General features: G+C 69.1%; 11 protein-coding genes. 7 read left to right on the forward strand and 4 right to left on the reverse strand.

What is annotated here, in order from left to right; genetic code table 11:
- Positions 1-2: 2 nt before the first annotated feature.
- Positions 3-1,472: a YncE family protein gene (locus tag AC1DNF_RS06225; RefSeq protein WP_478147676.1), complete on the forward strand. Its 1,470-nt coding sequence runs from the start codon at positions 3-5 to the stop codon at positions 1,470-1,472.
- Positions 1,473-1,494: 22 nt separating this feature from the next.
- Positions 1,495-2,079, forward strand: a complete 585-nt coding sequence (locus AC1DNF_RS06230; RefSeq protein ID WP_478147677.1) for a hypothetical protein — start codon at positions 1,495-1,497, stop codon at positions 2,077-2,079.
- A 25-nt stretch (positions 2,080-2,104) separates the two neighbouring features.
- On the opposite strand, the gene AC1DNF_RS06235 is transcribed toward AC1DNF_RS06230, so the two are convergent.
- The gene (locus AC1DNF_RS06235) at positions 2,105-3,367 is read right to left on the reverse strand and encodes an MFS transporter (RefSeq protein ID WP_478147678.1); all 1,263 of its coding nucleotides are present in this window, start codon (positions 3,365-3,367) and stop codon (positions 2,105-2,107) included.
- A 152-nt stretch (positions 3,368-3,519) separates the two neighbouring features.
- Here AC1DNF_RS06235 and AC1DNF_RS06240 point away from each other — a divergent pair, with 152 nt between their 5' ends.
- The 3 genes from AC1DNF_RS06240 (at position 3,520) to AC1DNF_RS06250 (ending at position 8,105) form a co-directional block, all read left to right on the forward strand.
- Positions 3,520-4,338 (forward strand): M90 family metallopeptidase, encoded by an 819-nt coding sequence (locus AC1DNF_RS06240; protein ID WP_478147679.1) that lies wholly within the window; start codon positions 3,520-3,522, stop codon positions 4,336-4,338.
- Between the two features lie 145 nt (positions 4,339-4,483).
- A complete protein-coding gene (locus AC1DNF_RS06245) occupies positions 4,484-5,410 on the forward strand; it encodes a histone deacetylase family protein (protein ID WP_478147680.1) in 927 nt (308 codons plus the stop codon).
- A 4-nt stretch (positions 5,411-5,414) separates the two neighbouring features.
- Complete coding sequence (locus AC1DNF_RS06250) at positions 5,415-8,105, forward strand: bifunctional acetate--CoA ligase family protein/GNAT family N-acetyltransferase (RefSeq protein ID WP_478147792.1); 2,691 nt, start codon at positions 5,415-5,417, stop codon at positions 8,103-8,105.
- Positions 8,106-8,146: 41 nt separating this feature from the next.
- Here the strand turns inward: AC1DNF_RS06250 and AC1DNF_RS06255 are convergent, their stop codons facing one another.
- The 3 genes from AC1DNF_RS06255 to AC1DNF_RS06265 all read right to left on the reverse strand — a co-directional run bounded on the left by AC1DNF_RS06255 (position 8,147) and on the right by AC1DNF_RS06265 (position 10,045).
- Entirely contained in the window at positions 8,147-8,560 is a 414-nt protein-coding gene (locus tag AC1DNF_RS06255; protein ID WP_478147681.1) for an Hsp20/alpha crystallin family protein, read from the reverse strand.
- A gap of 17 nt (positions 8,561-8,577) precedes the next feature.
- A complete protein-coding gene (locus tag AC1DNF_RS06260) occupies positions 8,578-9,027 on the reverse strand; it encodes an Hsp20/alpha crystallin family protein (protein WP_478147682.1) in 450 nt (149 codons plus the stop codon).
- A 94-nt stretch (positions 9,028-9,121) separates the two neighbouring features.
- Positions 9,122-10,045, reverse strand: a complete 924-nt coding sequence (locus tag AC1DNF_RS06265; RefSeq protein ID WP_478147683.1) for a LysR family transcriptional regulator — start codon at positions 10,043-10,045, stop codon at positions 9,122-9,124.
- Between the two features lie 138 nt (positions 10,046-10,183).
- On the opposite strand from AC1DNF_RS06265, the gene AC1DNF_RS06270 reads away from it, so the two are divergent.
- Positions 10,184-11,377 (forward strand): mandelate racemase/muconate lactonizing enzyme family protein, encoded by a 1,194-nt coding sequence (locus tag AC1DNF_RS06270; protein WP_478147684.1) that lies wholly within the window; start codon positions 10,184-10,186, stop codon positions 11,375-11,377.
- Positions 11,378-11,420: 43 nt separating this feature from the next.
- On the forward strand, positions 11,421-12,407 hold the full coding sequence (locus tag AC1DNF_RS06275) for a Bug family tripartite tricarboxylate transporter substrate binding protein (RefSeq protein ID WP_478147685.1): 987 nt from the start codon (positions 11,421-11,423) through the stop codon (positions 12,405-12,407).
- Positions 12,408-12,412 lie beyond the last annotated feature (5 nt).

Genomic DNA, 12,412 nt, shown 5'->3' on the forward strand with positions numbered 1-12,412 from the left:
CCATGACCCGAACCTCTTTCTCGAACGTCCTGCGCTGCGCCGCCATGCTGGCGGTCGCCCCCTTCGCCGGAGCCGGCCAGGCACCCGCCGCCGCTGCCGCCGCCGACATCGCAGTCAGCCACCGAGACCGCGTCTATGCGGCCGAGCAGTTCTCCAACACCGTCTCAGTGACCGATCCGGTCGACAACAGGCTGCTGGGCGTGATCCGCCTGGGCGACCCCGCGCCCGGCAACTTCAGCCCCCTCTACAAGGGCCAGGTGCTGGTGCACGGCATGGGCTTCTCGCCCGACCACCGCACACTCGCCGTGGTCTCCATCGGCTCCAACGCCGTGAGCTTCATCGACACGGCGACCAACGCGGTCAAGCACACCACCTACGTCGGCCGCTCTCCGCACGAGGCCTTCTTCACCCCCGACGGCAAGGAGCTGTGGGTCACCGTGCGCGGCGAGAACTACGTGTCGGTGATCGACGCCGCCACCTTCGAGGAGAAGACCCGCATCCTCACGCCCGGCGGCCCCGGCATGCAGATCTTCTCGCCCGACGGCAAGTATGGCTATGTCTGTTCCTCCTTCAATCCCGAGACGGTCGTGATCGACACCGCGACGAAACAGACCGTCGGCCACGTCAGGCAGGACAGCCCCTTCTGCCCCAACATCGCCGCCACGCCCGACGGCCGGCAGGTCTGGATGACGCTCAAGGACGTGGGCCGCACCATGGTGTTCGACGCCAGGCCGCCCTTCGCGGTCATCAAGTCCTTCGACACCGGTCCGATCACCAACCACGTCAACTTCGCCGCCACGCCACAGGGCACCCTCGCCTATGTCACGGTGGGCGGGCTGAACCAGGTGAAGGTCTTCCGCACGGACGACTTCTCCCAGGTCGCGACCATCCCGGTGGGCAAGCTGCCCCACGGCGTCTGGCCCTCGGGCGATGGCTCGCGCATCTACGTGGGGCTGGAGAACGCCGATGCGCTGGTCGCGATCGACACCGCCACCAACACCGTGATCGGCCATGTGCCGATCGGGCAGGCGCCGCAGGCGATCAACTACGTGCCCGATGCCGTGCCCGAAGGGGACGGCCTGCAGGGGCTGCAGCCGCTGGGCATCGCAGGCCAGGTCGCGCATCTGACGCTGGCGCCGGTCGTGAACGCAAAGGCATCGAGCGCTCCCGACGCACCGACCAGCGTCTCGCTGTTCGACCAGGGCCTGCTGCAAGTGGCGCAGGCGTCGGCGACCGGCCTGATGCCGAAGATGCCCTACGTGCTCGCCCTGGCCGGCAAGCCCGACGGCAGCGGGACGCTGGAGCCCCTCGCCAACTTCATGACCAACCCTGCCGGCTCGGCCATCGTGAACGCGATCGGCCCGATCCGCCAGGTCGTGCAGGACAGCAAGACCGTGGACCGGCGCTACCTGGTGATCGCGCCGCAGATGGCGGGCAAGCCCGGCAAGCCGGTTCAGTTGCAGGCGCCGTAGCCACCGCGCCATACTCGCCGCCATGACCTCGGAGGGGTTCGAGCCGCGCTTGCGCATCCTGTTCGCGGGCCATCTCGTCGATGCGCCCGGCCGCGCGTCGCCGCGCTTTCCGGAGCGCGCGACCGGCGCGGCGGCCTTGCGCATCGGCCAGGCGCTCGCGATGCTCGATGCGGGGCCCGCCGACCTCGGCCTGACCCAGGGCGGCGCCGGCGGCGACCTGCTGTTCGCACAATGCGCCCTGGCGCGCGGCATGGAAGTCCAATTGCTGCAGCCCTTCGAGGAGCCGCGCTTCGTGGCAGCGTCGGTGGCCTCGCGAGGGCCTCGCTGGCTGGCGCTCTACCAGGAGCTCAGGGCGCGGCTTCCGCCCGGGCGGCCGATCCTGGCGGCCCCCGCGATGCTCGGCGCATTGAAGGCGGGCGAGGATGCGTGGGAACGCTGCAATCGATGGCTGATCGACTTCGCGCTGGCAGGCGGTGCCGCGCGCATGGTGCTGATGGCTCTGTGGGACGGCGCAGCCGCAGAGGGTCCGGGCGGAACGGCGCACATGGTCGAGCTCGTCGAGCAACGGGGTGGGCGCATCGTCTGGATCGACACGCGCACGCTCTGATCCACGCCGGCGTCGCGCGAACCATTCATCGCGCGGCCGGACGATCGCTCCGCGGGCCCTTGGCCCGCCAGTTCCATACCGCGCCACCGGCCAGAAGAACGCAGGTGCCCAGGAACACCGCGCGCATTCCGAAGTGCCCGCCGACGAATCCGCCCAGCAGAGGCCCGGCCACCTGGCCGGCGTACTGCGCGGAGATCGAATAGCCCAGCATGCTGCCCGCCGTGCGCTCCGGCACGCTGTGCCGGATCACGCTCGCGATGCAGGGCAGCAGTCCGCCGAGGGACAAACCCATCAGGAAGCGCAGCACGACGAGCTGCCAGCCGGAGGTGACGAAGGCCTGCGGCACCAGCAACACGGCGGACACCGCCAGGCACCCGACGATCACGTTCCAATGGCCGATCCGGTCGGCCAGCCTGCCCAGGCGCGCGGCGGAAAGAATGCTGCCGAGCGCGGCGGCCGACATCACCAGCCCCGCCATCAAGGTCACGTGCGCCGGATCGGCCACCAGCTGCGCGACGTAGACGGTAATGATCGGCTCGACCGACATGTTCGCCAGCATGAGCAGCATCCCCGTCAGCAGCATCGCAACCACCGGACGCTTGTCGGGCAGGGAAGCCCAGGCCCCTCTGGCCTTGCCGCCCTTGGGCTGGGCGACGCGCTTTTCCTCGCGAATCAGGAAGACCGTCGCCAGGAAAGCCACGAAGATGACGGCGCCCGCGGCGAGAAAGGTCGATCGGATGCCGATCAGCGGCGGCAGGGCGCCGCCGATGAGCGGGCCGACGAGGTTCCCCGCCATGATGGCCGACGACATCGTGCCCAGGGCCCAGCCGGAGCGATCCTTGGGCGTCTGCGTGGCAATCAGCACCATCGAGCCGGATGCATAGCCGCCGAGCAGCCCCGCCAGCAGGCGAAGGCCGACGAGCTGCCAGACGTCGTGCGCCATGCCGATCAGCGCCATGGCGAGCGCCATCCCCAGGCTGGCGCGGACGAGCATCAGCTTGCGGCCGTAGAGGTCCGCGAGGCGGCCCCACAGCGGGGCCACCAGCGCCGCCGTGAAGAAGGTCGCCCCGTACGCCACGCCGGACCATTGCACGATGGCCGCGTGCTCGCTGACGCCCAGTTCCTCGACGTAGAGCGGCAGGAAGGGCAGCAGCAGTGTCATCGCCACGATCGTGGTGAAGGAGCCGGCCATGCACACGACCAGGTTGCGCTTCCAGTGCGGCGAGCCCGCGGCTTGCGCGAGCGCGGCGGGCGCGGGTGGCGGGGGAACGGAGACGGAGGATGCCATGCGCCATTGTGTTTCGCGCCTGCGGGAATGACCCATGCCTGTTCGCGGGGACCCCCATCGTTGCGGCCGGTAACAGGCATCGCCGTTGAAAAGACCGATCCCGCACCTACCTGCGACTATCGATTGAAACTTCGCGTCCACCGCGACATGCCATGCCCTTGTGGATCCTGCCGGTCCTGACGCTGCTGCTCGTGACCTGGCTGTTGCGCGAGCCCCTCTTCGTCGGCATGCGCCGAAGGCGAGTGCAGCGGCAGCCCTTTCCCGCCGAATGGCGTCGCATCCTGCGCCGCCGCCTGCCCTATTTCCGGACCATGCCGGCCGACCTGCAACTGCAGCTCAAGAAGCGCATCCAGGTCTTCCTGGCGGAGAAGGCATTCATCGGCTGCGCCGGCCAGGTCATCACCGACGAGGTGCGGGTGACCATCGCCGCGCAGGCCTGCCTGCTCATCCTCAACCGTCCCACCGGCTACTTCCGCGAGCTGCGGCAGATCCTGGTGTACCCGGGCGCCTTCATCGTCGACAAGGTTCGCACGGACGGCACGGGCGTGCTGCAGGACCAGCGTCAGGTCCTGGCGGGCGAGTCGTGGTCCTCGGGACAGGTGATCCTGTCGTGGCAGGACACCGTCGACGGCGCCGCCGTGGCGGACGACGGCCGCAACGTGGTGATTCACGAGTTCGCCCACCAGCTCGACCAGGAGAACGGCCGCGCCAACGGCGCGCCGGCGCTGGGCGGCAGCGCCAGCCGGGCCCGGTGGGCGAAGGTGCTGGGGGAAGAATTCGCCGCGCTGCGCCAGCGCGTGGACGATGACCGCCCCTCGTTGCTGCGCGACTATGGCGCCAGCGACCCGGCCGAGTTCTTCGCGGTCGCCTCCGAAGTGTTCTTCGAGCAGCCAGGGCGGCTCGCCGCCGAGCACGCCGCTCTTTACCGGGAACTCAGCGCCTTCTTTCGGATAGATCCGCTCAGCTGGTAGCACGCCGGCTGCGCCGGATCGCCCGCGCGCGAAGGCAGCGGCATGGCGCCGCCTTGACGCAGGTCATGGGTGCATCCCTCGCGGCTTCCTAGACTCCGTGCAGGCGTCCGGCCGCGATGGCCCGGAACGCCGAAGGAGACTGCACTTGCTGACGGCCTACATCACCCATCCCGACTGCGTGCGCCATGAAATGGGCGAGGGCCACCCGGAATGCCCGGAACGACTCGCCGCCATCCACGACCGGCTCCTGATCGCCGGCCTGCTCGACTACATGGCGCCGTACGACGCGCCGCTCGCCACCGAGGCACAGCTCGCCCGCGCGCACTCGCTGTCCTACGTGCAGAACCTCATCGCCTCGTCGCCCGCCGAAGGCTATCGCCCCATCGACCCGGACACGTGCATGAACCGCCATACCGTGCAGGCCGCGCGGCGCGCGGCGGGTGCCCTGGTCCTGGCCACCGACCTGGTCATCGCGGGCAAGGCGCCCGCGGCCTTCTGCTGCGTGCGGCCGCCGGGCCACCACGCGCAACGCGACGCGGCCATGGGATTCTGCTTCTTCAACAACGTCGCGGTGGGGATTCGGCATGCAACGGACTTCCACGGTCTCGAGCGCGTGGCATTGATCGACTTCGACGTGCACCACGGCAACGGCAGCGCGGACATCTTCCGTGAGGACGAGCGGGTGCTGATGTGCTCGATCTTCGAGATCGGGATCTATCCCTTCTCGGGCGAGGACGACAACGCGCCGAACATGATCAACGTGGGCCTGCCCTCGCGCTCGGGGAGCGAGGCGTTTCGCGCGGCGGTCACCGAGCGCTGGCTGCCGGCGCTCGAGGCGGCCAGGCCCGAGCTGATCTACATCTCCGCCGGCTTCGACGGCCACCGGGAGGACGACATGGGCAACCTCGGCCTGGTCGAGGCCGACTACAGCTGGGTCACCCGGCAGATCATGGCCGTCGCCCAGCGGCACTGCCGGGGCCGGGTCATTTCCTGCCTGGAGGGCGGCTATGCGCTGGATGCCCTGGCGCGCAGCGCCGCCGCCCACGTCAAGGTGCTGATGGGTGCAGACTAGCCGCATGGACAAGCACTACCTCACCCCGCTGCTCGCGCCCGAATCGATCATCGCCTTCCTGGGCCAGGAGGACCGGCCCGACGGGCCGGGCGAGCGAGCCCGGACCGTGCGCGAAGCGCTTCGTGCCCAACGCTTCAGCGGAACGCTGCAGTTCCTCGACGTCCGCACCAGCGGCACGCTGGCCGACCTGGCGCAGACCCGCGCCGACCTGGCCATCATCGCGCTGCCGCCGGCCGAACTGGCCGCGGCCCTGGAACTCACCGGCCGCATCCGCTGCCGCGCGGCGCTGCTCGTCTCCAACGGCATCGGCGCCGACCAGGCCATCCTGCTGCGCAGGATCGCGCAGCGCGAGGGCATCCATCTGCTCGGGCCGAACTCCCTGGGCTTCCAGCGCCCGTCCCTGAATCTCAACGCAAGCGCCGCGGGCCCGCTCGCCCAGTCGGGCTCGCTCGCGCTCGTGTCGCAGTCCGGCGCGCTCACCGCCTCGATGCTGGACTGGGCGCGGCAAAATGCCGTCGGATTTTCCAGCGTGGTCTCGCTCGGGCCCCACACCCTCGTCGACATCGCGCAGGTGCTGGACTTCTACGCCCACGACGCCGCGACCCACAGCATCATTGTCTATTTCGAAGGCATCACGAACGCGCGCCAGTTCATGAGCGCGCTGCGTTCCGCCGCCCACGCCAAGCCGGTCGTGGTGCTGAAGGCGGGCCGCAAGCCCGCCGGCAACGAGGCCGCGCACACGCACAGCGCGTCCATCGTGGGCAGCGACGACGTGTTCGACGCCGCCCTGCGCCGTGCCGGCGCCGTGCGCGTGCGCTCCTTCGTCGAACTCTTCTCGGCGGCAAAGTGCCTGGCCTCGCGCTACCGTCCCGTCGGCAAGCGCCTGGCCATCGTCACCAACGGCGGCGGCCCGGGCGTGCTCGCGGCAGACTGGATCAACGAGATCGGCCTGCAGCTGGGCAAGCTGTCGCCCGCTTCGCGCGACGCCCTGCAACCCAAGGTCCCGGCACTCGCGTCGCTCACCGACCTGATCGACCTCTCGGAGGACGCGACGCCCTCGCACTATCGCGCGGCGCTCGATGCGGCGTCGGCCGATCGCGAGGTCGACGGCGTCCTGGCCATCTTCTCGCCCAAGCCCGGCGGCGACCCGGTCGCCCACGCCCGCGCGCTCGCGGAGATTCCGCGTCCCATGAGCAAGCCGCTGCTGTCGTGCTGGATGGGCGATGCATCGGTCGGGGCCGCGCGCGCGGTGCTCGCGGAGGCGGCGATTCCCAGCTTCCGGACGCCGGAAGCAGCCGTCGGTGCCTTCGGCAACATCGCGGCCTTCTATCAGAACCAGCAGTTGCTGCAGCAGACGCCCCCGCCGCTGTCCGCGCTGGCCAAGCCCGACATCGAAGGCGCCCGCCTGGTCATCGAGAGCGTGCTGGCGGAACGGCGCAAGGTGCTCACGGAGATGGAGTCGAAGACGCTGCTGTCGGCCTTTCACGTCCCCATCACCCGCACCCTGCTCGCCCGCAGCCCGAACGAGGCCATGATGATCGCCACGCAACTGGGATTTCCCGTGGCGCTCAAGATCGACTCTCCCGACATCACCCACAAGTCCGATGTCGAAGGCGTGGCGCTGAACGTCATGAACGGCGCGGGCGTGCGCGACACCTACCTGGACATGGTGGAAAGAGTGACCCGCCTCGCGCCCGGAGCGCGCATCAACGGCGTGACCGTGCAGAAGATGGCCCGCGCCCGCAAAGGGCGGGAAATCTACGTCGGCCTCGTGACCGACGAGCCCTTCGGTCCGGTCATCGTGTTCGGCGCCGGCGGCACCATGATCGAACTGTTGAACGACCGCGCGATGGAACTCCCACCGCTCAACCAGTTCCTGGCGCGCCGCCTGATCGAGCGCTCGCGCGTCTTCGAGACCCTGGGCGAGCAGCGCGGCGCCGGCGCCGTGAACATGGAAACACTCGAGCACGTCCTGCTGCGCATCTCCGAGATGGTCTGCGAGCTGCCCGAGCTGCGCGAGATGGACATCAACCCGATCATCGTCGACGAATCGGGCGCCGTGGCGGTGGATGCGCGCATCGTTGTCGACAGCGCATCGCAGGCCGCCATCGGCGACGGACGCGGCTACCAGCACCTGGCGATCCTGCCCTACCCGGCGCGCTACCAGCGCGAATGGCCGCTGGCGGGCGGCGGCACCTACACCGTGCGGCCCGTCCATCCCGAGGACGCCCAGATGCTGCAGACGCTGGTGCAGCAACTCTCGCCCGAGAGCCGCTGGTTTCGCTTCGTGTCTCGCTTCCGCGAGCTTCCCCCGTCGATGCTGTCGCGCTTCACCCTCATCGACTATGACCGCGAGATGGCGCTGGTCGCCGTCGTCAGGGAGCGCGTGGTCGCCGACGATGCGACGAGTTCCGAGGTCGAACGCATCGTTGGCGTTTCGCGCTACATCACGAATCCGGATCGGGCCAGCTGCGAGTTCTCGCTGGTGATCGCCGACGACTACAGCGGCAAGGGCCTCGGCTCGCGCCTGATGGAAAGCATCATCGATGTGGCGCGCGACAAGGGCCTGTCCGAGATCGAGGGGCTGGTGCTGGCCAACAACACCGAAATGCTGAAGCTGATGACGCGCCTGGGCTTCTCGATCAAGCCCTTCGACGAGGATCGTGACTTCAAGCTCGTGAGCTGCACCTTGTAGCGGCGCGCGCGCCGGAGCGGCTCCCGCCGCCCCGGCACCGGTCAGGCCGCGTTGACGGCAATGCGGCGCGGCTTCGCGTGCTCGGCCTTCGGGATGCTCAGCTTCAATACGCCATTGGCAAGTTCGGCGGACACCCGTTCGGTGTCGAGCTCCTTGCTGAGCGTGAAGGTCCGGCGGAAGCGCCCGAGTCCGACCTCGGTATGGCTCGACTGCAGGCCCTCGGGCAGCTGCAGCGAGAGTTCCGCGTCGACCGTGAGCGTGCCGGCCTCCAGCTGGAGGTGCAGGTTCTCCCTCGAAACACCGGGCAGGTCGGCATAGAGCGTGATGCCGTTCGAGTCCTCGACCACGTCGACCGGCGGCATCAGCGCGGGCTCGTCATAGCGGGCCGCACTCGACGGCTGCCGTTGGGAAACAGCCGTGGAAGCACTGCTCTCCTGCTTGCGAACGTCGTTCATTGGGGGGCCTCCTTTCCTTACTGGATCGAGATACGGCGCGGCTGTGCCGAGGCGCGCCGTTGAACGGTGATGTGCAGCACGCCGTCGCGGTACCTGGCGTCGACGGCATCCGGATCGGCGTCGTCCGGCAGGGTGAGAACCCGCGTGAACGCGCCGGAGAAACGCTCGTTGATGTGCACCGTGGCCTGCCTGCCGCTCTCCCTTGCGGGTTCGGGCAGGGGGGACGGCCGATCGCCGGAGATCGTCAATACACCCCGGTCGAGTTCGATCTCGAGCGTGGCCGGGTCCAGGCCCGGGGCAAAGGCATAGATCTCGACCGTCTGCGGCGTGCCGCCGACATTCAGGGCGGGAAAGCCGCCGCGGCCGAGACCTCGGATGCTGGGAGACAGATCGAGCGCCTGCTGCATCTCGCGCTGCAGGCGATCCATCTCGGCGAACACGTCGCGCGGGAAAAAGGATCGATACATGGCGAATGACCTCCATTCGGGTTGAACAGAGCGCCGGAGGCGTCTCCGGCGCTTCCGAAACCCGAGCTAGGGCCGGCCGGAGGAATTTCAAGGCTCAAGGCGCCTCGCCTTCAGCCGACCCGCCCCCCTCACCCAGCCCCCGGATGTGTCGAACCAGCGTGGCGATGAAGGCCGACGCGGCAGGGCTCGGCGGGTGTCGGGGGTGCGTCACGCACACGATCTGGCGCGTGAGCCGCGGGGAGCTGACGGCATGGCCGCGCAATGCGGCGTCGCCGAGCTGGCTTCTCACCGCCACTCGCGGCAGCAGCGTGCAGAAGTCGCTTTCGTGCACCAGCTTCAGGATGGCGCTGATGGAGTCGATCTCGACCGAGGCGGACAGCTCCACATCCTCGGCCTGGCCGAAGCTCTCGATGATGCCGCGAAGGCCGTGTTGCCGCGTCGGCAGCACCAGCTTCAGTTGGCTCAGTTGGCCGAAGGGAACCGTCTCGGGCAAGACCGCATGTCGCGGTCCGACGACGAGCAGCAGGTCTTCCTCGACGATGGGCTCCGAATTGAGCGCGAGCGGCCGGCGCGGCTTGTTGATGACGGCGGCGTCCAGCTGGCCGACCGACACCGCTTCGGTCAGCGTCCCGCTGAAGCCGTCGGTGAGCGACAGCTCGACCTGCGGATGCTGCGCCGAGAATTCCAGCAGCGCGTCCACCAGCACGCCCTGCGCGATGGTCGCGATCATGCCGACGCGCACCTGGCCGGTCAGCTCGCCGCCGGTCTGCATGATCTGCTCGCGCGCCCGCGAAAAGTCGCCCAGCACGGGAAGGAACAGCCGATACATGCGGCGCCCTTCGGCCGTCGCTTGCATGCCTTGCTGGCTTCGCACGAACAACTGCAGGCCGATCTCCTCCTCCAGCTTCGCGATCTGCATGCTGAGCGCCGGCTGCACGATGTTCAGGCGCCGCGCGGCGCGGGTCACCGAGCCTTCTTCGTAGAGACAGACGAAGTACTGGATCTGCCGGAATTCCATGGGCGTCGCTCCTGTGATTCGATAGTCATCAGTCCATCTGATGAAGCACATAATTTAATATTAATTGACCTGATGCCTGGCAGTTTCTAGACTTTTCCCCAGACGGCCACCTTCGTGCCGCAATCGGAGACAAGTCAGATGCCCTCATCGCCCGCGCTGCCCGCGGCGGCCACAGCCGCCGCCACTGCCGGCTGCGCCATCGCCGACATCCAGGCCTGGGCGACCTCCTTTCCCGTGCCGGCCGCGCACAGCGTGCGCCTGGGCGTCGGCCGCACGCTCAAGCGCGACGCGGTGGTCGTCAAGGTGAGGACCGAGGACGGCCTGGTCGGCTGGGGCGAATCGCACCACGGCCGTGCGCATTCGAGCATTGCGCACTTCGTGACGCATGCGCTCAGGCCGATGGTGATGGGCATGGACGCGACCGACGTCAACGGCATCTGGCAGCGGATCTACACGCGCCAGCTGGCAAGCCACGGCATCGGCGCGGGTTGCGCCATCGCCATGAGCGGCATCGACATGGCGCTGTGGGACATCCGCGGCAAGGCGACCGGCTGGCCGCTGTACAGGCTGCTGGGCGGCGCGTCGAAGCCGATCCCCGCCTATGCCGGCGGCGTGGCGCTGGGCTGGCAGGACCCTTCGGCACTCGTCGACGAAGCGGCGGCCCATGTCGAGGCCGGCTACAAGGCGCTGAAGCTGCGGCTGGGCGACACGGTCGAGCGCGACGTGGCGCGCGTGGCCGCCGTGCGCAAGGCCTTCGGCGACGACATCGAGATCCTGACCGACGTGAACGCCGCCTACACGCTGGCCGATGCGCGGCTCGCCATGCCGCGGCTGGATGCGCTGAACGTCGGCTGGCTCGAGGAGCCGTTCCCGGCGCACGACTACCGCAGCTACGAACTGGCGCGCGCCTATGGCCGCGTGCCCTTCGCCGCCGGCGAGAACCACTACACGCGCTTCGAATTCACCCGCCTGGTCGACGACCGCGTGGTGTCGATCCTGCAGCCCGACCTGTCGAAGACCGGCGGCATCACCGAGACGATGCGCATCGCGGCGCTGGCCTCGGCCCACAAGCTGCCGATCCATCCGCACTCGTCGATGACGGGCATCAACATGGCCGCGACGCTGCACGTGCTCGCCGCCATCGAGGGCCATGGCTACTTCGAGGCCGACGTCTCGCGCGGCAACCTGTTCCGCGACGCCCTGGTCGCCACGCCCTTCGCCATCGGCGCCGACGGCTGCGTCCGGCCCCCGGAGGCGCCGGGCATCGGCGTGGAGGTCGACGAAGCCTTCCTGGACGCGCACCCGGCCATCGAGGGGCCGGCCTACGCCTGAGCGCGCATCCATTTCGCCACAAGACATTTTCCGGAGACGAACCATGCAGACATCCCCGCGCCGCCGAGCGCTCCTGGCGGCTTCCCTTTGCGGCGCTTTCGCACTGGCGGCGGGCCCCGCGCAGGCGCAGGACAGCTATCCGTCCAAGCCGATCCGCATCGTCGTGCCCTACCCCAGCGGCGGCTTCAACGACACGCTGGGCCGGATGGCCGCGACCAAGCTGTCGATCGCGTGGAAGCAGCCGGTGATCGTCGAGAACAAGCCCGGCGGCGGCACGGTGATCGGCACGCACGCCGCGGCGACCGCGCCGGCCGACGGCTACACGGTGCTGGTCGTCCAGTTCCCCTTCGCGGCCAACCCCTGGCTCTACAAGGACCTGCCCTACGACACGGCCAAGGCCTTCGCGCCGGTGGTGCTGGCGGGCCGCTCCCCGATGCTGATCGTGTCCAACGCCGCCGGCCCGCTGCGCACACTGGGCGAAGTGTTGGCCGCCGCCAAGGCCAGGCCGGGCGCGCTCAACTACGGCTCGTCGGGCGCGGGCTCGTCCAACCACCTGGCGATGGCGCTGTTCGAGAGCGTGTCGGGCACGCGCATGACGCAGGTCCCCTACAAGGGCAGCACGCCGCTGCTGACCGACCTGGCCGGCGGCCAGATCGACCTTGCCATCGACCTGCTGCCGCACGCGCTGCCCTTCATCCAGTCCGGCAAGGTGCGGCCGCTGGCCATCGCCAGCACCCGGCGCTCGCCGCTGATGCCCGAGCTGCCCACCGCCGCGGAAGCGGGCGTGCCGGGCTACGAGGTCACGTCCTGGCATGGCTTCGTGGTGCCGGCCGGCACGCCGCAGCCGGTGATCGACAAGCTCAACCGCGAGCTCAACGCCATCTTCGCCATGGACGACGTCAAGAAGATCTTCGCGCAGCAAGGCGTGGTGCCGGACGGCGGCACGCCCGCGCAGTTCAAGACCTTCATCGATTCGCAGATGGCGCTGTGGAAGAAGGTCGTGACCGACGGCCACATCACCGCCGAATGACGCAC

Source organism: Variovorax sp. 01T432 (genome assembly GCF_056398605.1).